A 24,625-nucleotide genomic window follows, 5' to 3' on the forward strand; every position below is an offset into this window, starting at 1 on the left:
TTTTAAAAAATTGATATCTTAAATCCTGTCCTAAGATAAATATTTCCCTCATCATTCAAGGTATAGGCCCTGTTCCGACCACCATCCCTCAGTAATCCATCCTGAATCAAAGAATACCCCAAAAGACTGTAAAATGAAATATATTTTGATATTTTAAATTGATAGCCCAAGGCCCCCACCAAAGCGGAAAGTGAAACCGTGGTTCCCACCACATTTCCGGGAAGCAGGATATCATTTTGAATGTTTACAAAATAGCCATCCAAAAACAGTGCCGTTTGTAAAATATGTTTCTTCCGTATATAGTGTTTTAAGTCCATTCTGGGAATACCCAAGGAATATGACCAGTTGGGGTGAAATCTTTTTTGATAGTTGATGAGGGGCAGTGGGAAGGGAAGCCCCGTTGCGCTATTGAACGTAAGGCCCAAGATTAGACGAAAAGGTTTGTCAATATCCGGTTTTTCCTTCCAGACCAAGGCGGAAAAGTTGAAGAGAAAATCATTATTCTCTATACCTTCTACGAAATTGGATGCCAAGCGGGGGGTAGCGATACCTACAAATCGCCAACTTGGATTCCATTTTAGGATGTACCCCAAGTTGACATCAATTATATGAATCTCTTCGAGCGAGTTGGAAGGAAAAGGCAGTGGGTTGTTAAATTCAAAACGGTAGGTATTGTATTCGGAACCTGCGACCAAATAGTCCTCCTTGCCCATTTTAAGGGGAAGATTGAACAGGGCCCGATATCTCGAAGTACTGATGCCGAAATCGTTCTCAGGGATATGTGTATATTCCATCCGCAATAAATCGGTGGTCTGTGAAAGACCTGCAGTATGTACTAAAACCAGCCCAAAAATACTTGCTAAAACCTTGCTTAACCTAATCCCCATTCCCCTCCTTGGATTTTTCCACTTGATGGTATTGAATGGGGCGATCTTGGAATATATGGACATCCCTTTGTGGAAATGGAATTGTGATATTGTTTTCCCTGAACCCGGCATCTATCTTAAATCGCATTTCGCTTTTAATCTTTGGATCCCCAAAACTGTCATTCGTAAAAAAATTAATGGAAAACAAAAGTGCAGAATCCCCAAAATCCTCAAATAATACAAATGGTTCCGGGTCTTTGAGTACCCCTCTTTGGGAATGGGCCACCTCGGCCAATATTCGTGTCACCAAGTTAACATCGCTTCCATAGGCCACCCCTACACTTACCTTTTCGCGTGTTGTATTATGGTTTTGGGTATAATTATGAATAATATCACTTATGAACTTATGATTGGGAATAATAATTACCTTATCATCACGGGTGATGGCCCTGGTAGTCCGCAATTTTATTTCGAATACCTTGCCCACTTTTCCATCTACCTCCACAATATCGCCCACATGTACGGACTTGTCCAAAATAATGAAGATACCTGCTATGACATCTTGAAAAAGCTCCTGCAGGGCAAGCCCTAAACCAACGAACAAAGCCGCCGATGCCGTAATAAGTATGGTAATATCTATACCGGCAGCGCTCATGGTCACCAAGATTACGGCAACATAGACCAGATACTTAATAAACTTGAAAATACTGATGAATTTGAGCTTGTCATCAGTTTCCATTTTTCGGGTAAACAGTTGGCGTAACCATTTGAGCAGAAAACTGGTCACTAAAAAGGCAACGGTAAGCAACAGTAGGATTCCGATGGTAATATCTATACGTTTATCGCCCTGACCGATGTGCAGCCCAAGATCCAAAAATTCCTTGAGGCTGCCCCAGATATCCTCTTTTATGATTTCCTCTACTTTGTTCGCCTCTTCCTGAACCATCATCAATATTTTAGCCACTTGTACAATTCCTTATAACTGGGCTTTTTACCGTACATTAAAATCCCAACCCTGTAGATCTTCGCCGCTAACCAGACGATTCCTATAAATGTCCCGACCAACAATACGACGGAGGCGACAAGCTGCCAAACGGGCACACCTCCTGCGCCTATACCCCCAGGTAGGCGCATTAGCATTACGATCGGGGACGTAAGGGGAAACAGTGAAAAGCCAACGGCTATGGGACCATGAGGATTACTGAATACCGAAAAGAAGCCTACATAAATGGCAAGCATTAAAGGTAAAATAATCGGAAAGATAAATTGCTGGGTGTCTGTTTCATTATCTACCGCCGCCCCTATGGCCGCATAAATGGAGCTGTAAATCAAATATCCCAATATAAAGTATAGGATAAAAAATGTAATAAGCATAAACCACGGTATTTTAATGAACTCCATGGCATACAATTGCATGTCCCCGTCCATTGGGGACATGGATTGTGCCATTCCCGGGGCTAAATGTGCACTATTGTTTAATACGGAAAGGTCCACTCCAAAGAATACGAGCACTAAGAATAGCAGCAAAGAAGCCGATAGAATCCAAATGGCAAATTGTGTAACACCCGCAAGGGAAGTACCTATTATCTTTCCCATCATCAATTGAAAAGGCTTAACGGAGGAGATGATGACTTCAATGATCCTACTGGTTTTTTCCTCTATTACACTGCGCATAACAAAGCCTCCATAAATGATGATGAACATCATTATGAGATAGCCAAATCCACCACCGATAAAAGCTTTGACCTCATTGATGCCCTTAAGGTTCAGTTGGCCCGAAAATGTAGCCGTCTTGATTTCAAAACGATCATCCACTTTTGCAAACTCCTTGGCCGAAACCCCTAAATTTTGAAGTCTTTGTTGAAAAAGTCGGTTTTGAAAGACATTCTCCAATCTATCCAGAATGGTACTACTAGGGGCCTCCTTACTATAAAAAAAGGCATTTTCGGCCACTTGCTCAAGATTGGTCGCCTTAGGTATATAGAGCAACCCGTAATAGCCCATACGTAACGTGGAATCCTTTGCGGACTGCAAGGTTATATCCTGAAAATTAACATAGGAAGTAGTCTCCGTGGTCAGAAACTCGTTGGAAAAGAAGCCACTTTCGTTCAATACGCCGATTATTCTTTTTTCATTGTCATTTATTTTGGTCAGATAGGCAATTAAAACCACCATACCTACCATTAAAATCGGGCTCAAAAAAGTCATTATTACAAAGGACTTGTTCCGTACCTTGGCCAAATATTCCCTTTTTATGATCAAAGGCAGCTTATTCATTAACCTCTTTGCTTTGTACTGTTTCTATAAAAATGTCGTTCGCGGAGGGAATGGTCTCTACAAAGCGAACGATATTGGCCCTATTGGATAGGTGGGCCAACATTTCCTTGGAATCGGTAGAAGGCAGTTCTACCGTAAACTCCAACTGACCTTCTTCCCGGTGGTAATTTGATGAACGTAACTTAAATTTCCCTTCCAACTCCATCAAAAGGGAATCGCCATCCTTTACGTCCAGGCAAACATCAAATATATTGTTCCTGTATTCCTTTTTAATGTCCGATAGTTTTCCATCCAAAACTTTTTCGGAATTATGCAACAGCGCAATATATTCACATAACTCCTCAACGGACTCCATTCTGTGGGTAGAAAAGATTATGGAGGTACCGTTTTCCTTAAGTTTCAATATCTCGTCCTTGATAATATTGGCGTTGATCGGATCGAAACCGCTGAAAGGCTCATCAAAAATTAAAAGTTTAGGTCTATGGAGAACGGTTACGATAAACTGTATTTTTTGGGCCATTCCCTTAGAAAGTTCCTGCACCTTTTTGTACCACCATCCTTCTATTTCCAATTGCTCAAACCAGAATTTTAAACGTTTTTTGGCCTCTGATTTACCGAGTCCCTTTAATTGTGCCAAATATAGGGCCTGTTCACCGACCTTCATACTTTTATAAAGGCCTCTTTCTTCCGGTAGATATCCTATTTGTGCAATATGATGGGGATTCAATGGTTCGCCATCGAAAAACACCGTACCCTCGTCCGGAAAGGTTATCTGATTTATAATTCGTATTAGGGTAGTTTTCCCGGCTCCATTGGGACCTAACAGTCCATAAATGCTATTTTTGGGAATTTCTAGGGATACTTTGTTCAGTGCTGTATGCTCTCCAAATCGTTTGGTAACCTCCTTAGTAACCAAAATGTTATTCATGCAAGCAATTTTGCCAAAGATATAGAATTGCTTTAAAAAGTGTTTCGGTTTTTCAGTATTTTCTGTTCAAAGTGGAAGCAAATTGCATTTGCCCTTGAAACCTATAACGCTCCGTAGCACGTCCATTGTACCCCAATGCCAAGGCCAGTTTAGGCCTACCCATTGGAGCACTTCAAGGAACAGAAATGGCTCCTCTGTGGCATAGCTTCTCAAAAAAACAAAACCCACCCTTAAAGAAATTAAGGATGGGAAAAAAATTGCTATGAAAAAGAAAATTAATATTGGTTTCCCAATATCAAATCAAATATACGTTTTTTATTTAAAACCCAAATATTATTTGGCTAAGAGAACATATCTTTAACTTTCTCGAAAAAAGATTTATCCGATTTTTCAGGTTTTGGCTCAAAATTGTCATTTCCCTGCATACGTTCAAAAAACTCCCTTTGCTCCTTGGTAAGCTCCTTTGGTGTCCAAACGTTCACATGAACCAAAAGGTCACCACTTCCATATCCATTGATGCTGGAAATCCCTTTACCGCGTAACCGTAATATCTTACCCGACTGAATGCCCGGTTCCAGTTTTATCCTTACTTTTCCACCTACGGCATCAATTTCTTTTGAAGTTCCCAAAACAGCCTCGGAAATACTAATGTACAGGTCATAATGAAGATTGTCCCCTTCCCGTTTTAACGTACCATGATCTTCGGTCTCTATGGCCACTAATAGATCACCCGGAATTCCGTTCCCGGGAGCTTCGTTCCCTTTTCCCGTAACCTTCAACTGCATTCCTTCCTCTACCCCGGCCGGGATCTTAATCGATACCGTTTCTTCGGTTACCTTCAGTCCCTGTGAGTCCGCATCGCTGGGGCGCTTATCCAGAACTTGACCACTACCACCACAGGTAGTACATGTAGTAGCCGTTTGCATACGACCCAATATGGTATTGGTTATCTTGGTCACTTGCCCCGTGCCATTGCAAGTTCCACATGTTTTGTAGGTCACCCCCTCGGCTTGGACCTTTCTTCGAACCTTTACCTTTTTTTCAACGCCATGCGCAACTTCTTCCAAGTTAAGCTTTACCCGTATTCTTAAATTACTGCCTTTTACCCTACGTTGGCCTCCTCCAAAGCCACCAAAACCGCTAAAACCGCCACCGCCAAAGGCACTCCCAAAAATATCCCCAAATTGACTGAAGATATCCTCCATATTCATTCCGCCGCCGCCAAAGCCGCCTCCACCCTCAAATGCCGCATGTCCAAATCGGTCATATCGCGCTTTTTTATCCGGATTGCTAAGGACTTCATAAGCCTCCGCCGATTTTTTGAACATTTCCTCGGCTTTGGAATCCCCGGGGTTTTTATCGGGATGGTATTCCAATGCCTTTTTACGATATGCTTTTTTAATTTCGGCAGCCGTGGCACTTTTATTTACCCCCAATATTTCATAATAATCTTCCTTCATACTTCAATCTTAATTTCCGTACACCACCTTGGGATGACGAATTATCCTATCTCCCAACTTATACCCCTTTTCGATTACATCGATTATTTTTCCCTTTAATTTTTTGTCGGGTGCGGCAATCTGGGTAATGGCATCATGTACTTCGGCATCGAATGTATCGCCCTGCTTCACAACTACTTCTTCCAAGCCTTTGGATTTTAGGGTCTCCCGTAATTTTGTACTTATCAGTTCAACACCTTTGAACATTTCGGTATCGTCGGATTTTACCAATTCCTTCAAGGCCCTGTCAAAATCATCAATGACCGGTAAAAGTGATACGATGACTTCCTGCCCTGCTGTCTTAAACAGGTCCATCCTCTCTTTTGAAGTCCTCTTTTTGTAATTTTCGAACTCTGCGAATAGGCGTAGAAATTTATCCTTTTCCTTGGCCAGGTGTTCCCGAAGTTCCTCCTCTTCTGTCAGTACGCCCTTCTCGGAATTTTCTTCCTGATTCTGGCCATTTTCTTCGGTAGATACATTTTCTTCGGAAACGACTTCTTCCATTTCCTCCGCCTTAACTTTCTTGCTCATATGATTTTGGACTTTTTTATCAATCTTTTTTCAGGTGGCAAAAGTACTGCCATTTCTTTAAAAATGTCAAAATGTCATCAAACTTTATAAAAAAATCCGCCAAAGGCGGATAACTGAAAATGGAAAATCGTTGATGGGAATCAGGAAAGAAACTCCTTTTGAAAAAATCTGTCCGGAGATCTTTTCTCGTTTCCTTTGTTGTAAATCTGTTCCAAGGTTTTACAAATATTCTTATGGTCAAAAACAAAACCCTCTTCCTCTATTTTTTTGGAGCTAACACGTTGGCTTGCAAATAGAATGTAGGACATTTCACCCAGAACTGCTTGCATAACGAATTTTGGAATATTCGGTAAGAGCAGGGGCCGATCCAAGACCTTGGCAATTTCCTTGATAAGCTTATTGTTGGTCACCGGATTTGGACCTACACCGTTGTATATGCCCTGCAGTCTATTTTCCACGGCGAAAAGGAAAATCCGGGCCAAATCGCGTATGTGTATCCATGATTGCCATTGCTCCCCTGAACCAAATCCAGTTCCGACGTAATTCTTAATAGGCTTGGCCATCTCTGGCAAAGCACCGCCTTCGGGGGCCATTACCAAACCGATCCGAATTTTGGCAACGGAAAAATCAAAGGATGTTAATCTATCCATTTCCTTTTCCCAAGATGCAACAACTTCACCTAAAAAACTTTGATCTACTTCTTTTTCATCTTCTGAATAATAACCGATCAGGGAATTGGGATAAACACCGATAGCCGAGGCCGAAACGAATGAAGTGATACGATTAGCACCGATTTTCCCCAAAGCATCGTACAACGTTTTTACCGTATTGATTCTGCTGGAAATAATTTCCTTCTTATAGCTAGACGTCCATCTTTTGGAAATACTGGATCCGGCCAAATTTATAATAGCGTCGACCCCATAAAAGCAGTCCATATCTATCTCCCCGGAATTTGGGTTCCAATAATAGCCCCTATAATTATCCTCGGTGATAATCTTGTCCTTACTTGTGGTCAAGTAATTTACGGCAATGTTTTGGGAGCGACATAGGTCTACAATCTCGCGACCAATCAATCCCGTAGCTCCCGAAATCAAAATTCTCATGGTACAAAAATAATGGATTTACAAGGTAGAGAGTTCAGATTTAATTAAGGTTTAACAATGTTGTTTAAGGCTATATTACTAATTGGCAAGGTATTGCAATCCAGCATTTCTTTTTGATTACGGCTCCTCAAGGTTTTCTGGCCCTGAGCATTTCGCGCTTTCCGGGCGGGCCGGGTAAACGTTCCACAATAAGCCCAACGGACTGCATAGCCCTACGTACATCGCCTTTGGCGGCATACGTGACCAATAATCCATCCTTTTTTAAGGCCCGGAACATTTTTTCGAACATGGTCTCGGTCCAAAGCTCCGGCTGTACCCTTGCCCCAAAGGCATCAAAATACACTAGATCAAACAAAGCTTTGGCATCTATACTTAGAAAGTCCATCCGCTTTTTATGCAACACAAAATTGTTTGAAATCCTGTAATCCTCCTCCCATGGACATTCGTGCATTTTTTCAAAAACGCTTTGGAATTCCTCTGCCTTTAATTCTTTGATATAGTTTAACTGCCCCAGTTCCTTTGGGGAAATCGGATAGGCTTCCACTCCGGTATAATGGATATGCAAGCCTGTTCTTTCCGCTTCCATACAAGTAATCAGGGCGTTGAGGGCCGTACCATAACCCATTTCCAAAATGGAGATAGGGCTTCTGCTAAAAAGTGAAAGTCCATTTTTTATAAAGACATGGTAAGCCTCCTGAACGGCACCATGTTTAGAATGATAATACTCGTCCCAGCCCTCCAGGTAAATGGTCTTTGAGCCGTCTGCCGTGGTAACGATCTTTCTTTTCATTTAAGCAGTTTCAATGGTCAAAAAACCGTGTCTTGCAGATGATGGAATAAACGTCCGGAAAATGGCAAGTCTTTAAATAGACTACGCTTCAAATTAATCTTTTAACAAAACCCCTACCGCCTCAAAACCATACGTTTTTAGGGGTTCCGAGATTCTTTCAATCTCCGCTTCGGATTTGCCGCCATCCCTTGCAAAATGTTTTTGATCGGCCACACTCATTTCCTCAACAAATGCCGTTCCACTCACCACCACTTCCTTTCCGGTAATATCCTTGGGGACAAAAAAACCATAATCCTTAAAGCGGACCATGGTTTCGCTATCATCCTTAAGCTTAAGCATCATCCAACATCCCTTGACCTTACAGACATCGGCGACCGTTGCCCTGAATTTGGTCTCCAAGGAATCCGTGATAGACATAGTCCGGTATTTAACATACATCTCTTCGTCGGAAATTGCCCCGTTCGCCACTATTTCGCTTCCGAATACCAGTCGCTTTTTATCGTTTCCAATACTCTTTTCTATTCCCTCTTGGGTATTTTGTCCGTAACCGGCCGCATACAGCATTAAAAAAGCGGCAAAAATGTTAAATCCTTTCATTTCTGATAAAAATTGGTTTCCTACTACAAATCTGATCAATTTTGAACGAAAAAAGAAGAGCCGATAAAGAGAAATCACTAATTTTATAGTTTAAAATTTTACCAAAATGATCGGTACGGCCCAGAAAATTGCGATAGAGAAGACCAAAACCTCTAGAATTACATCTGTAGATTTTGATAATCTTCCTTTTGGAAGTGTATTCTCCGACCATATGCTAGTCTGCGATTATAGGAATGGCGCTTGGGAAGCACCAAGGATTATGCCCTACCAACCCATAAGCCTAGATCCTTCCGCCAAGATTTTTCATTACGGACAATCCATTTTTGAAGGAATGAAGGCGTACAAGGATAAGGATCATAGCATATGGCTGTTTCGTCCGGAGGATAATCACACACGTTTGAACATTTCCTCAAAACGAATGGCTATGCCGGAACTTCCCAAGGAGTACTTCATGGAAGGGCTGAAGACCCTTTTGCAACTGGATAAGGACTGGATTCCACAATCAGAAGGCAGCTCGCTATATGTACGGCCTTTCATTTTTGCTTCTGGACGAGGTTTCCATGCCTCCCCGGCAGATGAATACAAGTTTATCATTGCCACGGCGCCTTCCGGTGCCTACTTTTCCTCTGGAAACGTAAAGGTGCTCATAGAGGAGACCTATTCCAGGGCCGCAAATGGAGGGGTCGGTTTTGCCAAGGCCGGCGGCAATTATGCAGGACAGTTTTATCCTACACAGCTTGCCGTAGAAAAAGGGTATCACCAGGTTATATGGACCGATGATAATACCCACGAATATATTGAGGAGGCCGGAGCCATGAATATCTTTGTTCGCATAAACGACACTTTGATTACCGGCCCCATCAGTGATCGTATATTGGATGGCATTACCCGAAGGAGCATTTTGGAAATAGCAAAGGAAGAAGGTATTCCTGCGGAAGTCCGGAAACTTACGGTCAACGAGGTAGTGGAAGCGGCCAAAAACGGCTCCTTAAAAGAAATGTTCGGCGCAGGTACGGCCGCCGTGGTCTCACCTATTGCCGCATTTGGTTACCGTGGAGTGGATTACGATCTCCCCAAACTAAAGGAAAGCTATGCCTTACAATTTAAAAAGCGCATAACAGATATTCAATACAATCGAGCACAGGATCCTTTTGGGTGGCGGTATAAGGTCTAGGTTACGGGTTACAGAACTTGAGTACACAACAGGCTACTTTCGAAAGCCGGAAATAAGTTTTCATAAATAGTTTTATTCTAAGTTACCTATCCAAAACCCCTTGAATATCCGGTTTAAAATAGTTAGGTCCTTTGAGAACTTTACCATCCTCGCGATAAATTGGTTTTCCATCGGCCCCTAATTTACTCATATTGCTGCGTTGTATTTCCTCAAATACCTCCTCTATTTTGTACTGCATACCGTGTTCCAGGATGGTACCGCAAAGAATATAGAGCATATCCCCCAAAGCGTCTGCCACCTCGGCCAAATTATTGGCATTGGCGGCTTCCAAATATTCCCGGTTTTCCTCATCCATAAGGTTAAACCGAAGAAGGTTTTTTTCTGCACCCAAATTGGCTTTCATGGTTTGGGAAACCCCGAGCCCAAAAGATTTATGAAACAGTTCAACCGCGCCGATTTTGCTTTTCATTCTTATTCTTTTTACGTTAGCTTTGCATAAAAATACGGTATATGTTCAGCACTGGGCAAGTAATTTTTGCGCTACTTTTCATCATTTTATTCACTGTTTTCATAATTAAATCGTATAAAAAGGACAAAAAGCTACATCTTAAGAATTACAAGGGGATCCAATGGGTGGCCATAGGCTTCGCAGTATTCATAATAATTCTTTTCTGTATCAAGTTCTTTCTTAAAAATTGATATTAAAAATTGAATTCACCACAAAAATGTTTATTCTGACAACATTTTTTCAATTTTCTTCGTTTAAGATAACAAATGACGTAATTTTGCGTTAATCATCTAAAAAGGGGCAATTTTAAATGATAACTTTTTTTACCATATTATTTGTCTTAATCGGAATCAACGCATTGATGATGCTTTTTAGTTTTGGCAATGTAAGCCAACGGATGAAAAGATCAAAGGGAAATGCGAAAACTTCCACTGCTTCAAAAATCTATCCTATAGATTCGGAAGAGTCCGAATACCAGAAAGCAGTTTAGTTTTTTACCTTTGGGTATGAAACAACTTCTTCTTGTTTTTTTGGGAGGTGGTGTTGGGAGCATGCTCAGGTATCTTATTTCCAAAATCTTCAACGATTATTTTCAATACTTTTTTTTGGGAACCTTCCTGGTGAATATCGTAGGTTGTTTACTCATGGGGGTCATTTTAGGCCTGTCCTTAAAAGGTGATTATCTTACCCAAAATCAAACATTGGTGCTGGCCACGGGTTTCTGCGGTGGCTTCACTACCTTTTCTGCCTTCGCCTTTGAAAAGCACGTTCTTCTTGGTTCTGGGGAACTCTCCCACTTTTTGCTTTATACCTTGTCCAGTATCGTTATTGGTATCCTAGCCATTGCCCTGGGGCTGTGGCTGGCACGCATGGTCTAATGTGCTCCTGATTTTTTTTCTGTCATTCCGTTACCTTCCCTGTTTTCGCAAATTCTTGAAAACATTTCATTGAATCTGCGCTTTTTGGAAATCTGCCATAGAATTAAAAAAGGTTACATATAGATTACCATATTGAATTCTTCAATTTTAAAACACCTTTTTGTTCAAACCCCTAAATAATATAGGTCAAAATTATAATTCTCATAAAAATTAAGTTATAACCCCTATTTTTTTAGGGGGTGATGGATTCAAGTTGTATTTTTGATTAATAGTATTACTCTCAAAATAAACAGTAATGATCGTTTCGATCATAGTTTTAAAATCTTAGTTAATAGTATTACTATTAGTTTTATGAAGAGTAGTTTGAAAAAAATAACAATACAGATACTTATGCTTTCAAGATGGTGCCCAAAGACCATTTTAGTGGCGAAATGTTCCTCAAGACATCGATTACAATTTCGAACAGGGAGAGTAGTTGTCATGAAACCGAGAGGGCCCACCCAAAATATAGTGTTCAGATGCAAAACCAATTAATCATTGAAATATATAAGACAATCATTTAAAACTTAAAATCATGCTAATCAGAAAAACGTTTATCATTACCGTATTAACAGCTTTCACATTTACAAGTACAATCAAGGCACAGGATGAGGAACAAAGCACCTATGACAAAGTAAGTGTGGGACTCTCTTTGAATCACGATGCCTTCTTTGGTTTTAATCCCATGATGTCCGTTTCTTACGCCCTTTCCGATACGGATGCATTAACCTTTTATGGCATCCAATGGGGTGCAGGAACCGGAAGCGCCTGGGGACAATGGACCGAGTTTGGCCTTGGCTACAATAAAACAGTGGGGAGCTTCAGCATAAATCCTCAACTTGGATTTACCATGGGAAACCTACTTTCAAGTGGAACTGCGCAAGAAGGAATCATTGGTGATGGGATTGTTCCTAACTTGACCGTCAATCATAGCTCCGATCTTCTCGAAGGACAGTTCTATTTTGGATACTACGCTGCTTTGAGCGATAATACCGAAGCCGGGGAATCCACCAACAACTATGTACACTACTGGTTAAATGTAGGTCTTAAAGCCTCACCTTTTTTCTCTATAGGCGGGCATTTTGAAGAACTATATCTCGCTGGTGGAGATACCAATGGGGGCGGTGACCTTGACAGAACGGACGGCTATGTATGGCTAGGACCTTACGTGCAGTTCAAGAAGGGCAATGCAGGCCTGCGCTTTTCTTTCGGAGGCAATTTGGCCGATGAGGACGAAAGGTTTTCCCCTAACGATTTCTATAAATTATCATTTTTTGTGTCCCTATAACCTGACTACCGAATACTACTACTATAAGCTCACAAAACCTACTGGAAACACAATAATATATTAAGATAAAGTTTAGATTGATGATGAAAGGGGATAGGTAATTTTGGCCTATCCCTTTTTATTTCCTGTTACCAAGAATCCTGCCCCCACCTTCCCATAGAATAGTCAAAAAACTTCTTAAGAGCCCATAATCTTATAGGACACATTTGAACTTTCATAACCAAGAATTCAAAAATCATCTATTTCAAGCATTGTTTTTTACATATTCATCAAAAAAAACTAGTTTTTATGGTTTTTTGATAAAATCTTAAGTTCCAATCAACAAAAAAAGTCCATATTGGTATTTTTTCGCAAATATTTGAACTATACCCTTAAAATTTGAGGGGTATAATTAGGATTATCATAAAAATTAATAGTGTTACCCTCATTTTTTTGGGGTTATGATTTTTTTAACAATATATTTGGCGGTATAAATAATTAAATCAACAATGAAACAAGTCGAAGCAATTATCAGAAAATCCAAATTTGATGAGGTCAAGGACGCATTGCATCAAATTGAGGTCAACTTCTTTAGTTACTGGGACGTAACAGGAGTTGGAAATGAAAAACAAGGACATGTATATCGAGGTATTTCCTACAGTACCACGGATATACAAAGAAGGTACTTATCCATAGTAGTATCGGACGAGTTTTTAGAGCGTACGGTAAACGCCATCTTGGAATCTGCCTACACGGGTAATGTAGGGGATGGTAAAATATTCGTCTCCGAGGTTATAGAGGCCTATAGGATACGCACCAAGGAAAACGGACATGCGGGAATAAACTAAACTTTAAAACTAACTAAACGAATTATAAAAATGGACGCAGGATTATTTACAGCAAATAATGTATGGATGATGTTGGCTACGGCCTTGGTATTTTTCATGCATACGGGTTTTGCCTTTTTGGAGATTGGCTTGACCCGACAAAAGAATACGATCAATATTCTTTTCAAAAACATCTTCATTATTACGGTAGGTCTATTGCTTTATTATGCATGGGGCTTTAATCTAATGTATCCCGGTTTTGAAGATGGGGATTCGGGCTTTCTAAAATTCGCAGGTTTTGGAATCGGAGCCCCGGATGGCGGTATGACGCCGGACTATGCAGACGGGGGATATACCTGGTGGACAGATTTCCTTTTCCAAGGGATGTTCGCGGCCACGGCAGCTACCATCGTATCAGGGGCCGTTGCCGAACGTATTAAAATTGGTTCCTTTATGATTTTCACCGTAGTCTATGTCGGATTGGTCTATCCCATCGTAGGTGCTTGGAAATGGGGTGGAGGTTTCTTGGATTCATGGGGATTCTATGACTTTGCGGGATCTACCTTGGTACATTCAGTTGGAGGATGGGCCGCCTTGGTAGCCATAGCCCTCTTAGGTGCCAGAATAGGGAAATTTGGGGACGATGGAAAACCCAAGGCCATTCCCGGCCATAGTATACCCATGGCAACGGCAGGTGTACTTATTCTGTGGCTGGGTTGGTTTGGATTTAATGGAGGATCCGTACTTTCCGCAGACCCGGAATTGACTTCCCTGGTGTTGGTCACTACATGTTTAGCGGCCGCAGCTGGCGGGATTGGTGCTTTTTTCCTTTCCACCGTACTCTATAAAAATTTGGACTTGACCATGTTCCTTAATGGAATCCTTGGTGGATTGGTAGGTATAACCGCGGGTGCGGATCTTATGTCCCCCAACGAAGCTGTGGTAATCGGTTTCATCGCCGGTCTAATCATCGTAGGTGGTGTTGCCCTCATAGATAAGCTGAAGTTGGACGATCCCGTGGGTGCGGTAACCGTTCACTTGATCTGTGGTATCTGGGGAACTTTGGCCGTTGGTATTTTTGGATCCATGGCCGGAGGAGGTCAATTTATGACCCAATTGTACGGTGTACTTATCATTGGAGCATTCTGTGTGGTTACTTCACTAATTATCCTAGGTGCATTAAAAGCCATTATGGGTCTAAGGGTATCCAAAGAGGAAGAAGTAGAAGGTCTGGATCTCCACGAACATGGTATGGACGCTTATCCCGACTTCACAAATGACTAATTAAAATGAGAAGGAAAACGGAGCGTTTGGCAGAACGCTCCGTTACTAAACCCTTTTCAAGAAAAGTTCAAATCATCATCATCAATACAAAATCCCTTTGGGATATCTAAAATCTAAACTTATGAAAACGATTATAAATACAAATTTCGTAAAAAATATAGTTCTTTTGGCCATTATGCTCGTTGGAGTAGTATCTTTTGCACAAGAAGAAGAGGAAGAAGAGAAAAAGTTTTCACTTAGCGGTACGGTAGACGTGTATTATCGTGCAAATCTAAATGCGGATAACTCGGCTCCAAATGGGACACCAAATGCCGCCCCGGGATCGTCTTTTGCCAACCTGCCGGGTTTTGCCTTGGGTATGGCCAATGTGATAGCTGGCTATGAAGGGGAAAAAGTAGGTTTTGTAGCCGATTTGGTGTTTGGCCCAAGAGGAACTGATGCCGTTTTCGCCTCCCCAATATACTCTGCAACCGGGGACATTGTTAACCAGTTGTATGCGTATTGGAATGTGAGTGATGCGGTAACCTTGACCGTTGGTAATTTCAATACCTTTTTGGGTTACGAGGTAATTTCACCGTCCGCAAACTTTAACTACAGTACATCTTACTTGTTTTCTTATGGACCCTTTTCCCATACCGGATTAAAAGCTGATTTTGCCTTATCCGATGATTTCAGTTTGATGTTGGCCGTAATGAACAGAACCGATGTTACCGAACTTAATCTGGATGGAAAATATGCCTACGGCCTACAATTGGGCTACAGTGGCCAATATTTGAACCTGCTTATTGACAATGGGGCCTACGAAATCGATTTTACCGGAGGCTTTGATCTTTCCGATTCATTTTTCCTTGGGATAAACGCCGCTTATTTCGATGGCGATGGTGCCGGGGACTTCGCCGGTGTAGCCCTTTATCCACAATTGGCAACATCTGAAAACTTCACTATTGGCCTTAGGGGGGAATACTTCACCGAGACCGATTTTTTTGGAGCCATTGGTGGGTCGGATGCTGATGGAGATGCCAGTGTTTTTGCCGTTACCCTTACAGGTAGTGCCACCATTGGTGACTTGATCCTAAAGCCCGAACTGCGTTTGGATAGTGCATCCGAGGAATCCGGAAACTTTCTGGATAGCGATTTAATGCCACAAAAAAGCCTTTCCTCATTCTTGTTGGCCGCTATCTATCAGTTTTAATCATTTAATTGGTTGATTTATTTATATATTTCGAGCAATCGAAGACCCCGGCATTGCTGCCGGGGTTCTTTATTTGGTGTCCGGTTCAAATGCCCTTACACCTGCCGAAACCTCAACATCCAAAGAATTGACGCTAGGTACTATGGGACAGGAATATTTCTTGTTATAGGCACAATACGGATTGTAGGCCCTATTGAAATCAATGACTATGGTATCTCCCCTTGGAATGCGTAAATCGATATATCGTCCACCGGTGTACGTTCCTTCACCATTGGTTTCGTCCGTAAAAGGTAAAAAGAGGTAATCTTCATAACCTTCCTGTAGCATCAATTCGGGATTTTGATAGATTTCCAGCCGATGTTTTTTCCCGTTCAGCACAAAATGGGCAATGCCATAGACTACTTCCTCGGATTTCCTATCCGTTGTAGTGGGCATTAAAAAAGGAACGGCATCGGGAGTACGAATCAGTTGGGCATGTACGATGAAGTTGGTATCCGGTGCAAAAAAATCCAAACGCTCAAAACTCTTGCGATACCTATCCGGTAAAGGTGAAACCTCCGGATCCTTGAACTCCGCGTTCAGTTCATCTTGAAAATTCAAAATATCCTGAATCGCATCGACCTGGGGCTCTTCTTGATTCTTTTGGGACAGGTCATGGTATCTTTTCCCCTGCTTGCAACCCAGAAAAAAACAAATTAGAATAAGAGTATACAATCGCATTGCGGCTCAATGTTTTTCCAAAAATACAATTTTAGGAATTCGAACTTTGATCGAACCGTTGTACATTGCCGTAAATTAAGATTAATGATCAAAATATATGGTATATTGATTTTTGTGTTGACCCTTGGGTCATGCAATGAGGTTAAAACTTCAAAAGCCCAACAGCCCGAACCCAAAGGGAAGGTATTTACGCTTGAACCGGATAGATATAATGTTGCTTTTTTGATTATGGAAGGCACCTACAACACAGAATTTACCACCCCTTTTGATATTTTTCAACATACCCGATATCGGGAGGGTATAAAGGCAATGAACACTTTTACCGTCGCAAATACTTTGGAGCCTATTACCACTTTTGAAGGTATACGAGTTCTACCTGATATGGATTATACCAGGGATTCCCTTCCCAAAATTGACATTTTGGTGATACCCAGCGCCGAGCATCATCTGGACACGGATCTAAGGGATACGGTTATGTTGAATTTTGTAAAACATGTAGATCGTGATGCCCTATTTATGACCTCTCACTGCGATGGTGCCTTTGTATTGGCCAAAGCCGGACTTTTAAACCGAGTATACTCTACCACCTTCCCAAGTGATATTGATCGGTACAAGAAAATGTTTCCAAATCTAAAGGTGAAGGACGAAGTTTTATTTGTCCATGACGGCAAGTACATAACGTCCGCTGGAGGTGCCAAAAGCTTTGAGGCGGCACTCTATCTATGTGAGTTATTGTACGGTAAGGAAATCACGGAGTCCATTGCCAAGGGCCTGGTCATAGATTGGAACCTGGAAGGAGTCCCAAGGTTTATTCGTCAATAATGTCATATCTGGCCTCCTTTAAATATTTCTCCACAATCTCATTGAACTGCGGTGTAATTCGCAACAAGGCCGTATTTTCCAAATTGTAAAGCTCCTTTTTGTCCTGGTAACCTTTCTTCAGGAGTTCCTCCAAATAGAACAATGCCGTTCCATAATCCTCTACTTTGGAGCTCTCGGAGATTATTTTCAGATAGTAGGAAAAGTCATTGGGTTCCGTAATGGTCTTTAGCATCCATAAAAAGACCAGGGCTTCTTGATCTATGTTGCTCTCCGCACTTATTATATCAATATTATCCTCTATAAGTGCATTAACAAAGCCTTTTAACCGTTTCCCCATTTGACGTTCAAATACTTTTGCGCTTTTATCGAACTTTTTAAGCTCCTCCATCTGATAATTCCACCAACCCAGATTATTGTAGTTATAGGTAAGTATATCCTCTTCCAAATAATATATATAATCTTCCTTAATAAGTGCTTCCTTAAAAAAAATGGCGTTTTGATCTCGATTTTGTGTTTTGAAAAGTTTGCTCCTTTTCAAGACTTTTTTGCTGTTGGCCAAAGAATCAACATTTAGATGGGGCCGGAACACATCAATTACTTCGTCCAATAATCCATTGGCAATCAAAGGTTTTTGGGAGGCAACCCAATTGTTAACCGCTACAAGATTCTTTTCATAGGCCTCCTTCACAAAGTCCCTATCGCTCGGTATATCTCCTTTTGCCAATGATGCCAACGTAAAAAATTCCATCGCCATGGAAAGATATTCCTGGGTAGGCCATTGATGCTCTCCTTCAAAAACCAAAAGTTGGTTGGGAAATCTTAATTTGTTCAATGTTTTTTCAAGGGCCAGCATCTCCGGATAATTGAAATCCGAATTTCCTACGATCCCAATAAATTGAAAGGGCCTTTTGCTGCTCAGAACCTCGGTATTGGCAACGGTGGCACCACAAGAAATAACACCTTGAACATTCTTTACAAAGGTAGGAACCAAGCTTGCAAAGCGTGCACCATTGGAAAATCCGGCGGTATAGCTTCTTCTTGCGTGTATAGGAAACATTGAAGAAATCGTATTGAACATTCTAGTGGAAATCAAGATATTCTGTGCAATGGATAGGCTGTCCCTGATATCATTGGAAGCCGCCAAGATATATTCTTCTTCCTCCGCTGCACCAGCGAACATACTTAAGGCTTGTTTTCCCCGACCCTTCATATCATATACAAAAATAACGGGCCATTTTTTTGAAGTATCAAAATTGGAGGGAAGGTACAGGGCAAAAGTCTCCGGTAGGGTGTCATGAACCTTAACACCATCGGTAATGGTTCCTTTTTTTAGGGCCAGTTGTTGTGCATGCGAAGTAAAGGCTACAGCAAGAGTCAGGAACAGTAAAAATCTCTTCATACCACTTATTTCATCAAAAATCCGGCCAAAACCGATCCTAGGGTTGTAGAAATCAGTTTCAAAGAAGATACACATCAATGCCAGCTACAAATTATTCTCCAATACGCCCGATTTCTATACCCTCGGAATATGCTACGGCTATGTTACTTCTATTAAACGCCCTTTTTATGGCTTTATTGGCAGCGAAAGTCACTTCCCAGAAGTCATCCGGAAGCACATATGGTCGTACTATTAGCTGAATGTTATGGGAATCAAAATTGAGAATTCCTATTTCCGGATTCGGAGTCTCCAATATTTTAGGGACCTCCTGCAATGCCACCTCTATTATTTCCTTCACTTTGGGAAAACTTTCCTCGTAGGGCATGGACACTTCCAATTCTAAACGGATCATTCCCTTTTCGGAATAATTGGTAACTACGGAATCTGTAATCTTGGAATTGGGAATGATCAAAATCTTGTTTCCCGGTGTCAAAACATCGGTACTAAAAATACCTATTTCCTTGACGCGTCCAAATTTGTCCTCTACTTGTATCCAGTCCCCTATCTTGTAGGGTTTCAAGGTCAGTATTAAAATACCGGAGGCAAAATTCCCCAAACTACCCTGCAATGCCATCCCTACGGCAAATCCCGCTGCCGCCAAAATAGCGACCAGTCCTGTAAGGTCTGCCCCAAGAATCGAGGCGATGACAAACAAAACCGCACCTTTTAGGATAATACTGGCGGTGGAAGATAAAAAGGGCCTTAATGTCTCGGAAAAGCCTGTCCTTTTTAAGGCAGCGGAAATCCACTGCACCAGTTTCCGCACTATCTTAAATCCTATCCAAAGAATGAAGCCCGCCGCAATAATCCGCGGAAGATAAAAAACGGCCTGATCAACGGCCATTTGAAAATACTCGTTTAGTTTATCCAATTCCATCAAATAAATTAAGTGATTAAATAAGTTATGGACAAATATCTAAAATTGTTTTTCAAACGAAGTACCCCCGAAATTGCGATTTAGAAGGACACCTTTTCCAAGGGAGCGTAAGAAACTACCTGTGACAGGACAATATGGGTACGAGTCTCCCCATATTGAATCAATTTATCGATGAAATTTTCCAAATGGAATTGATCCTTTAAAACGACTTCCATTACAATGTTTTCGTTCCCGGTAATCCGGTAACAGTTAACGACTTCATTTAGCGAGCCTACCATGGCCAGGAATGGCTTTAGTTTTCCCATAAACGCGCGTAACGTAATAATGGCCTTAAGTTGATACCCCGATCGGGAGTGGGAGACCACTGCTTTATAACCTTCCAGGATTCCTGCATCCTCCATCTTTTTTACCCGTTCCGCCACGGCGGGCGGGGAGAGACCCACTTTTCTACCAATATCCGCAAAGGATTCACGGGCATTCTGTTGAAGGCGCTCCAGTATCTTCCAATTCAAATCGTCAATCTTAATATTCAAGGTTTCTTGGTAAAAAAAATTAGTATTTAAAGCAAAAATACAAAATCGCCTTAAATTCCAAGGTAAACTTATGTTTTACGTTTGTAACTTTATGGTAACAAATTGCTAGTACAAGAAATAATGTCCTATCAGAGCCTTAGAAGTTTACCTGTCTACAGAAAGGCCTTGGAACTTTGCCATATGAGCAGGGAGATAGCCTCCTATGTATCCTTTAACAAGGATTTGTTGAAGTTGTATAAGTCCAACAGTCTTAGGGACATTATTGCCGATTCCTTATTGACCGATACCATTCTTATCCCACAAAAAATTGCCCAGGCCGAATCCTCAAACTCACTTTCCGAAAGGATGAAAAGTGCCACATACATCAATATTATGATACGAAACATTAATTCGTATTGTACTGGACTGGAAAAAGATGGGGTAAGGGAAAAGGAATACCTAAATCTTCTAAGGGAGGAAATACGTAGTTTTCGTCGGTCTTTCAAGGAATGGAGAAAATCCCTTTCCAACGATGAGGGCAGCAATTGGGGCTAGAACCTTAGCCTAGAATGCACTTCTTCGGAAAAACTCTCCCATTTGTTTGGCCGCCTATTTTTTATTGTCCTAATTTTGGGCAATAAAATACCAAACTTGAAAACAACCATTCTTATACACTGTCCGGATCAATCCGGAATTATTAGTGCAGTAACGGCCTTTATCCATCGCCAAGGCGGAAATATCATATATTTGGATCAGCATGTGGATAAGGAAGCCGATGTATTCTTCATGCGATTGGAAAGTGACTTTGAGCGGAATCTGCCGGATATCGCCAATTTCAACAAAGAGTTTGATGCTACTTTGGCACTGCCCTATCAAATGCAATGGTCCCACCATTTAGATGATGTAAAACCGAAAATGGCCGTGTTCGTATCCAAATACAATCACTGCCTTTATGACCTTTTGAGTAGATATAAGTCCGGTGAACTCCTTGTGGAAATTCCTTTTATTGTAAGCAACCACAATGATCTCACTTATATAGCCGAACAGTTTGAAATACCGTTTTACCACATTCCGGTTACCAAGGAAACCAAAAATATAGCGGAAAACGAACAATTGGACTATTTGAAAAAGTACAAGGTAGATTTCATTGTCCTGGCCCGATATATGCAAATCGTGACCAATAAAATCATAAACGAATACCCCAACAGGATCATTAATATACACCATTCATTTCTTCCTGCTTTTGCGGGGGCCAAGCCTTATCATGCCGCTTTTGGAAGAGGGGTAAAGATCATTGGCGCCACAAGCCATTACGTTACCGAGGAACTGGATGCCGGGCCTATTATAGAGCAGGACGTTACCGCTGTCTCCCATTCACATACCATTACGGATTTCATTGCCAAGGGACGGGATTTGGAAAAAATTGTTCTATCTCGGGCGGTACAACTTCATGTGAAAAGAAAGACCATGGTGTACAACAATAAAACGGTGATTTTTTCGTAAACATCAATACTAAAATGGACAAGGGAACTTTTGTGCCTTAAAAATCAAAACTTATGAACAGGAAGGTTTTTTTATTTCTTATTGTTTTTCAGTTTTTGTCCTGTGCCGAACTTCAGCAGGTCGTAAATCAACTTCCGCAAGGAGAGACCGGTATAGGAAGTGCACAAATTGCGGAAGGACTCCGGCAAGCCTTGAATGAGGGAGTGGACAAACAAGTATCAAAACTTACCCTTGAAAATGGCTTTTTTAAGAGTGAACTGGTAAAAATACTGCTGCCCGCAGAATTGCAAAAAGTGGACAAAACCTTGCGGGATATCGGTCTTGGTAATTTGGCGGACGAAGGGTTGAGAATATTGAACAGGGCCGCAGAAGATGCAGTAGGTGAGGCTACCCCCATTTTTGTGGATGCCATTAAGGGCATTACATTTTCGGATGCTAGAAATATATTGATGGGAGATGAGGATGCGGCGACCCAATTTCTTAAAAATGGAACACAAACAGCGCTCTATGCCAAATTCAACCCCATAATCCAACGTTCCTTCGAGAAAGTCGGGGCCGACAAAATATGGAGCAATCTGATCAATAGGTATAACAACTTACCTTTTACCAACTCCGTTAATCCAGATTTAACGGATTATGTTACTACGCAAGCGCTGAACGGGGTCTATACCATGATCGCAGTGGAGGAAAAAGAGATTCGAAATAAGGTATCTGCAAGAACAACCGATATTTTAAGAAAGGTATTTGCGTTGCAGGACTAACAAGATTTATTTGTGTTTTCCCTGCAATATATCCAATGATAATTCGTTGTTAAGGAATAAAGGGTTTGTACATTGCTTATGTTCAGAGTTGACCTTTTTGAAAAGACCCTTTAAAGACTTCGTACTGAATTGTTTGAGTTAGTAATTTTTTGAGTTAGTTAGTTTTAAAACCGGTGGGAGCACCGGTTTTTTTATGGTTTTCGCAATCGATACCCCATTCTATTCCATTCTTCCAAATTCTTGTCTTTTACAGGTTCCTACAACACTTTGTCTGAAGTAAACTATTATCGGGGCTTACTTCTTTTAAGAAAATTTTAAGGTCTTATGGTGCTTTATTTTTCTAAATTAAACTAAGCTAATTCACCGATTCATAAATGAGGCCTATAGGAATAATCTTTACATTCTTACTATTGTTAGGCAATTCTACCAAGGCTTCGGCGCCCCATACAGTTGACTTCCCGTATGGGCAGGGTGGAGAGAACATAGCTACATTACTACATAGAAAAGCGGATAGTCTGTTTGTGGAACGTAGCTATGCCAAAGCGGTCAAGGAGTTCAATAAACTATTGGCATATCCAGAAATTGAGCAGGCACCCGTTCTTAAGAAAATGGCAGTTAGCCAGGCGGCCTTGGGAAACAATGTTGAGGCAGCCAAATATGTCGAGAAATATCTATTACAGGATTTTAAGCCCGCAATCCTTTCGGATACCAATTTTGATAATGTAAGAAATACTGAGGCATTTAAGGCGATAGTACAAAAATATGTCCCAAAATTCAACTTTTGGTCGTTTCTATACCTTTATGTAGCGCTTATTGGCTTTTATATTGCCGCAATAATACATTTTAACAAAAAAATTGAAGTCACCGCCAAAATACTTATTAGCAGCTTTATTTTTATCCACTCGTTCTTCATTTTACACATTTTTGTGAACCTCACCAATAATCACTACAAATACCCCCACACGTATGCGACGTCCACCTGTTTCTCGTTTTTGTATGGACCCTTACTCTATTTTTACTTCAAAAGAATTGCCCAAGAGTATAAGTTTAAAAGTAGAGATCTACTTCATTTGGCCCCTACACTTTTGTTTTTGGTCTATGTGTTTCCCATTTATATAATGTCGGGTGAGGAAAAGCTAAAATTACTGTTGGATAGGGTTACCAGTGGGCGGAGCGTTCTCGATATAACCATAATCGTATTGAAATTGTCCTCTCTTGCCATCTATGGCTTCTTCATACGAAAAATTTATTTACAGACTAGACAGAACAGGGGCCTAACTAAGGAAAATAGAATATGGCAAAAAAACATATTCAGAATTCATGTCATGTATGTTTTTTGCTATGCCGCCTATGGGATTTTGCTCAGTAATAATATTACATCCGGTTTTCTATATCATATGCAGGTAATCAGTATGGCTTCCATGGTAATGTACGTTGGTTATTCAGCCAATGTACAACCCAACGTTTTTAGCGGTTTGTATCACTTCAATGATGCGTTGTTCTTCAAATATGAAAAATCCGGTTTAACCGACAGTCTGTCCAAAGAACTAGGGGAAAAATTAATTCATTTGTTCGATACCGAAAAAATATATAAGGAGAGTGATATTAATCTGGAGATGGTAGCAAAGCGGTTGGACACCACTCGCCACAATGCCTCACAGGTAATCAATGAACACTTTAACATGAATTTTCATGAACTTGTGAACAAATACAGGATTCGGGAAGCCAAGGATATATTGAACAGCGATAAGAAAAAAAATCTGAATATTATCGACATAGCCTATGAGGTGGGTTACAATAACAAGGTCACCTTTAACAAAGCCTTTAAAAAAGACACAAGCCTTACCCCAAGTGAATATCAAAAAACTTCCGTGAAGACCCCGGCGTAAAAAATTCGTAAGCTTTTATCGGAAACGTAAACGTTTATAAGACTTTCCCTAACTAACGATTTGGCGTTATATTTTGGACGCTCATGAATTCAAGATTTTGTAAAAGCAGCTCTGCCGGTAATATTCTTAAAATTTTACTTTTTTCTCATTTTTAGAGTAATATATTTGAATTAGTCATCAAAACCAGTGGGGCTGCATTTTATTTTTCCTTCCTATTGCTTTTTCGAACTATGCAGATAACTCCAAAAAAAATCCTTCAAGAAAATACAGATACCTCTCCTTAGGAAATAGTTAGCGTTAAAATCCTAGTAACAGCCTCTAGGTACAACTGACCAAATCTTTC

Annotated in this window: 26 protein-coding genes; 12 read left to right on the plus strand and 14 right to left on the minus strand. The window is 40.9% G+C overall.

Annotated features, from left to right (window positions below; genetic code table 11):
- Positions 1-2 precede the first annotated feature (2 nt).
- The 9 genes from ACO06Y_RS22250 to ACO06Y_RS22290 form a co-directional block, all read right to left on the minus strand.
- Positions 3-887: a DUF6268 family outer membrane beta-barrel protein gene (locus tag ACO06Y_RS22250; protein WP_422081262.1), complete on the minus strand. Its 885-nt coding sequence runs from the start codon at positions 885-887 to the stop codon at positions 3-5.
- On the minus strand, positions 877-1,815 hold the full coding sequence (locus tag ACO06Y_RS22255; protein ID WP_422081263.1) for a mechanosensitive ion channel family protein: 939 nt from the start codon (positions 1,813-1,815) through the stop codon (positions 877-879). Before ACO06Y_RS22255 ends, ACO06Y_RS22250 begins: the two co-directional genes overlap by 11 nt.
- Positions 1,815-3,143: an ABC transporter permease gene (locus tag ACO06Y_RS22260; RefSeq protein ID WP_422081264.1), complete on the minus strand. Its 1,329-nt coding sequence runs from the start codon at positions 3,141-3,143 to the stop codon at positions 1,815-1,817. The genes ACO06Y_RS22255 and ACO06Y_RS22260 overlap by 1 nt, the downstream gene beginning before the upstream one ends.
- On the minus strand, positions 3,136-4,071 hold the full coding sequence (locus ACO06Y_RS22265; protein WP_422081265.1) for an ABC transporter ATP-binding protein: 936 nt from the start codon (positions 4,069-4,071) through the stop codon (positions 3,136-3,138). The genes ACO06Y_RS22260 and ACO06Y_RS22265 overlap by 8 nt, the downstream gene beginning before the upstream one ends.
- Positions 4,072-4,412: 341 nt before the next feature.
- On the minus strand, positions 4,413-5,531 hold the full coding sequence (gene dnaJ, locus ACO06Y_RS22270) for a molecular chaperone DnaJ (protein ID WP_422081266.1): 1,119 nt from the start codon (positions 5,529-5,531) through the stop codon (positions 4,413-4,415).
- Between the two features lie 9 nt (positions 5,532-5,540).
- Positions 5,541-6,101, minus strand: a complete 561-nt coding sequence (locus tag ACO06Y_RS22275) for a nucleotide exchange factor GrpE (protein WP_422081267.1) — start codon at positions 6,099-6,101, stop codon at positions 5,541-5,543.
- Positions 6,102-6,241: 140 nt separating this feature from the next.
- A complete protein-coding gene (locus tag ACO06Y_RS22280) occupies positions 6,242-7,204 on the minus strand; it encodes a TIGR01777 family oxidoreductase (RefSeq protein WP_422081268.1) in 963 nt (320 codons plus the stop codon).
- A gap of 127 nt (positions 7,205-7,331) precedes the next feature.
- Positions 7,332-7,994, minus strand: coding sequence for a tRNA (5-methylaminomethyl-2-thiouridine)(34)-methyltransferase MnmD (mnmD, locus tag ACO06Y_RS22285; RefSeq protein WP_422081269.1), 663 nt, complete (start codon positions 7,992-7,994; stop codon positions 7,332-7,334).
- A 93-nt stretch (positions 7,995-8,087) separates the two neighbouring features.
- A complete protein-coding gene (locus tag ACO06Y_RS22290; protein WP_422081270.1) occupies positions 8,088-8,591 on the minus strand; it encodes a DUF4920 domain-containing protein in 504 nt (167 codons plus the stop codon).
- Positions 8,592-8,697: 106 nt separating this feature from the next.
- Here ACO06Y_RS22290 and ACO06Y_RS22295 point away from each other — a divergent pair, with 106 nt between their 5' ends.
- Entirely contained in the window at positions 8,698-9,765 is a 1,068-nt protein-coding gene (locus tag ACO06Y_RS22295; RefSeq protein WP_422081271.1) for a branched-chain amino acid aminotransferase, read from the plus strand.
- Positions 9,766-9,847: 82 nt separating this feature from the next.
- On the opposite strand, the gene ACO06Y_RS22300 is transcribed toward ACO06Y_RS22295, so the two are convergent.
- Positions 9,848-10,234 carry a hypothetical protein gene (locus ACO06Y_RS22300; RefSeq protein ID WP_422081272.1) on the minus strand — a complete coding sequence of 129 codons (387 nt, stop codon included), beginning with the start codon at positions 10,232-10,234 and terminating at the stop codon, positions 9,848-9,850.
- 349 nt (positions 10,235-10,583) lie between these two features.
- On the opposite strand from ACO06Y_RS22300, the gene ACO06Y_RS22305 reads away from it, so the two are divergent.
- The 6 genes from ACO06Y_RS22305 to ACO06Y_RS22330 all read left to right on the plus strand — a co-directional run bounded on the left by ACO06Y_RS22305 (position 10,584) and on the right by ACO06Y_RS22330 (position 15,760).
- Positions 10,584-10,763, plus strand: coding sequence for a hypothetical protein (locus tag ACO06Y_RS22305; RefSeq protein ID WP_422081273.1), 180 nt, complete (start codon positions 10,584-10,586; stop codon positions 10,761-10,763).
- Between the two features lie 16 nt (positions 10,764-10,779).
- On the plus strand, positions 10,780-11,151 hold the full coding sequence (gene crcB, locus ACO06Y_RS22310) for a fluoride efflux transporter CrcB (protein WP_422081274.1): 372 nt from the start codon (positions 10,780-10,782) through the stop codon (positions 11,149-11,151).
- A gap of 574 nt (positions 11,152-11,725) precedes the next feature.
- Positions 11,726-12,478, plus strand: a complete 753-nt coding sequence (locus ACO06Y_RS22315) for a DUF6733 family protein (RefSeq protein ID WP_422081275.1) — start codon at positions 11,726-11,728, stop codon at positions 12,476-12,478.
- Positions 12,479-12,966: 488 nt separating this feature from the next.
- Positions 12,967-13,305: a P-II family nitrogen regulator gene (locus tag ACO06Y_RS22320; protein WP_422081276.1), complete on the plus strand. Its 339-nt coding sequence runs from the start codon at positions 12,967-12,969 to the stop codon at positions 13,303-13,305.
- 30 nt (positions 13,306-13,335) lie between these two features.
- Positions 13,336-14,568 (plus strand): ammonium transporter, encoded by a 1,233-nt coding sequence (locus ACO06Y_RS22325; protein ID WP_422081277.1) that lies wholly within the window; start codon positions 13,336-13,338, stop codon positions 14,566-14,568.
- A gap of 121 nt (positions 14,569-14,689) precedes the next feature.
- On the plus strand, positions 14,690-15,760 hold the full coding sequence (locus ACO06Y_RS22330; RefSeq protein WP_422081278.1) for an outer membrane beta-barrel protein: 1,071 nt from the start codon (positions 14,690-14,692) through the stop codon (positions 15,758-15,760).
- 69 nt (positions 15,761-15,829) lie between these two features.
- On the opposite strand, the gene ACO06Y_RS22335 is transcribed toward ACO06Y_RS22330, so the two are convergent.
- Positions 15,830-16,480: a DUF1684 domain-containing protein gene (locus tag ACO06Y_RS22335; RefSeq protein WP_422081279.1), complete on the minus strand. Its 651-nt coding sequence runs from the start codon at positions 16,478-16,480 to the stop codon at positions 15,830-15,832.
- An 84-nt stretch (positions 16,481-16,564) separates the two neighbouring features.
- Between ACO06Y_RS22335 and ACO06Y_RS22340 the strand changes: the two genes are divergently transcribed.
- Positions 16,565-17,302: a DJ-1/PfpI family protein gene (locus ACO06Y_RS22340; RefSeq protein ID WP_422081280.1), complete on the plus strand. Its 738-nt coding sequence runs from the start codon at positions 16,565-16,567 to the stop codon at positions 17,300-17,302.
- On the opposite strand, the gene ACO06Y_RS22345 is transcribed toward ACO06Y_RS22340, so the two are convergent.
- The 3 genes from ACO06Y_RS22345 to ACO06Y_RS22355 form a co-directional block, all read right to left on the minus strand.
- Positions 17,289-18,701, minus strand: a complete 1,413-nt coding sequence (locus tag ACO06Y_RS22345; RefSeq protein WP_422081281.1) for an alpha/beta hydrolase — start codon at positions 18,699-18,701, stop codon at positions 17,289-17,291. The genes ACO06Y_RS22340 and ACO06Y_RS22345 overlap by 14 nt on opposite strands.
- Positions 18,702-18,792: 91 nt before the next feature.
- Complete coding sequence (locus ACO06Y_RS22350) at positions 18,793-19,617, minus strand: mechanosensitive ion channel family protein (protein WP_422081282.1); 825 nt, start codon at positions 19,615-19,617, stop codon at positions 18,793-18,795.
- 80 nt (positions 19,618-19,697) lie between these two features.
- Complete coding sequence (locus tag ACO06Y_RS22355) at positions 19,698-20,150, minus strand: Lrp/AsnC family transcriptional regulator (RefSeq protein ID WP_422081283.1); 453 nt, start codon at positions 20,148-20,150, stop codon at positions 19,698-19,700.
- A gap of 180 nt (positions 20,151-20,330) precedes the next feature.
- On the opposite strand from ACO06Y_RS22355, the gene ACO06Y_RS22360 reads away from it, so the two are divergent.
- The 4 genes from ACO06Y_RS22360 to ACO06Y_RS22375 all read left to right on the plus strand — a co-directional run bounded on the left by ACO06Y_RS22360 (position 20,331) and on the right by ACO06Y_RS22375 (position 24,282).
- Positions 20,331-20,684, plus strand: a complete 354-nt coding sequence (locus ACO06Y_RS22360) for a hypothetical protein (RefSeq protein WP_422081284.1) — start codon at positions 20,331-20,333, stop codon at positions 20,682-20,684.
- 96 nt (positions 20,685-20,780) lie between these two features.
- Entirely contained in the window at positions 20,781-21,632 is an 852-nt protein-coding gene (gene purU, locus ACO06Y_RS22365; RefSeq protein ID WP_422081285.1) for a formyltetrahydrofolate deformylase, read from the plus strand.
- A gap of 53 nt (positions 21,633-21,685) precedes the next feature.
- On the plus strand, positions 21,686-22,393 hold the full coding sequence (locus ACO06Y_RS22370) for a DUF4197 domain-containing protein (protein ID WP_422081286.1): 708 nt from the start codon (positions 21,686-21,688) through the stop codon (positions 22,391-22,393).
- 374 nt (positions 22,394-22,767) lie between these two features.
- Positions 22,768-24,282, plus strand: a complete 1,515-nt coding sequence (locus tag ACO06Y_RS22375; protein WP_422081287.1) for a helix-turn-helix domain-containing protein — start codon at positions 22,768-22,770, stop codon at positions 24,280-24,282.
- Positions 24,283-24,625 lie beyond the last annotated feature (343 nt).

It is taken from the genome of Ulvibacterium sp. (genome assembly GCF_965228935.1).
Classification (GTDB): domain Bacteria; phylum Bacteroidota; class Bacteroidia; order Flavobacteriales; family Flavobacteriaceae; genus Ulvibacterium.

Bases quoted from the DNA above. Each gene is read 5' to 3' on its own strand.
- ACO06Y_RS22330 (WP_422081278.1), top strand. From the start codon at position 14,690: ATGAAAACGATTATAAATACAAATTTCGTAAAAAATATAGTTCTTTTG.
- ACO06Y_RS22315 (WP_422081275.1), top strand. From the start codon at position 11,726: ATGCTAATCAGAAAAACGTTTATCATTACCGTATTAACAGCTTTCACA.
- ACO06Y_RS22360 (WP_422081284.1), top strand. From the start codon at position 20,331: ATGAGCAGGGAGATAGCCTCCTATGTATCCTTTAACAAGGATTTGTTG.
- ACO06Y_RS22350 (WP_422081282.1), bottom strand. From the start codon at position 19,617: ATGGAATTGGATAAACTAAACGAGTATTTTCAAATGGCCGTTGATCAG.
- mnmD (WP_422081269.1), bottom strand. From the start codon at position 7,994: ATGAAAAGAAAGATCGTTACCACGGCAGACGGCTCAAAGACCATTTAC.
- dnaJ (WP_422081266.1), bottom strand. From the start codon at position 5,531: ATGAAGGAAGATTATTATGAAATATTGGGGGTAAATAAAAGTGCCACG.
- crcB (WP_422081274.1), top strand. From the start codon at position 10,780: ATGAAACAACTTCTTCTTGTTTTTTTGGGAGGTGGTGTTGGGAGCATG.
- ACO06Y_RS22300 (WP_422081272.1), bottom strand. From the start codon at position 10,234: ATGAAAAGCAAAATCGGCGCGGTTGAACTGTTTCATAAATCTTTTGGG.
- ACO06Y_RS22275 (WP_422081267.1), bottom strand. From the start codon at position 6,101: ATGAGCAAGAAAGTTAAGGCGGAGGAAATGGAAGAAGTCGTTTCCGAA.
- ACO06Y_RS22370 (WP_422081286.1), top strand. From the start codon at position 21,686: ATGAACAGGAAGGTTTTTTTATTTCTTATTGTTTTTCAGTTTTTGTCC.
- ACO06Y_RS22290 (WP_422081270.1), bottom strand. From the start codon at position 8,591: ATGAAAGGATTTAACATTTTTGCCGCTTTTTTAATGCTGTATGCGGCC.
- ACO06Y_RS22280 (WP_422081268.1), bottom strand. From the start codon at position 7,204: ATGAGAATTTTGATTTCGGGAGCTACGGGATTGATTGGTCGCGAGATT.
- ACO06Y_RS22345 (WP_422081281.1), bottom strand. From the start codon at position 18,701: ATGAAGAGATTTTTACTGTTCCTGACTCTTGCTGTAGCCTTTACTTCG.
- ACO06Y_RS22265 (WP_422081265.1), bottom strand. From the start codon at position 4,071: ATGAATAACATTTTGGTTACTAAGGAGGTTACCAAACGATTTGGAGAG.
- ACO06Y_RS22260 (WP_422081264.1), bottom strand. From the start codon at position 3,143: ATGAATAAGCTGCCTTTGATCATAAAAAGGGAATATTTGGCCAAGGTA.
- ACO06Y_RS22305 (WP_422081273.1), top strand. From the start codon at position 10,584: ATGATAACTTTTTTTACCATATTATTTGTCTTAATCGGAATCAACGCA.
- ACO06Y_RS22335 (WP_422081279.1), bottom strand. From the start codon at position 16,480: ATGCGATTGTATACTCTTATTCTAATTTGTTTTTTTCTGGGTTGCAAG.
- ACO06Y_RS22375 (WP_422081287.1), top strand. From the start codon at position 22,768: ATGAGGCCTATAGGAATAATCTTTACATTCTTACTATTGTTAGGCAAT.
- ACO06Y_RS22325 (WP_422081277.1), top strand. From the start codon at position 13,336: ATGGACGCAGGATTATTTACAGCAAATAATGTATGGATGATGTTGGCT.
- ACO06Y_RS22250 (WP_422081262.1), bottom strand. From the start codon at position 887: ATGGGGATTAGGTTAAGCAAGGTTTTAGCAAGTATTTTTGGGCTGGTT.
- ACO06Y_RS22255 (WP_422081263.1), bottom strand. From the start codon at position 1,815: ATGATGGTTCAGGAAGAGGCGAACAAAGTAGAGGAAATCATAAAAGAG.
- ACO06Y_RS22320 (WP_422081276.1), top strand. From the start codon at position 12,967: ATGAAACAAGTCGAAGCAATTATCAGAAAATCCAAATTTGATGAGGTC.
- ACO06Y_RS22295 (WP_422081271.1), top strand. From the start codon at position 8,698: ATGATCGGTACGGCCCAGAAAATTGCGATAGAGAAGACCAAAACCTCT.
- ACO06Y_RS22340 (WP_422081280.1), top strand. From the start codon at position 16,565: ATGATCAAAATATATGGTATATTGATTTTTGTGTTGACCCTTGGGTCA.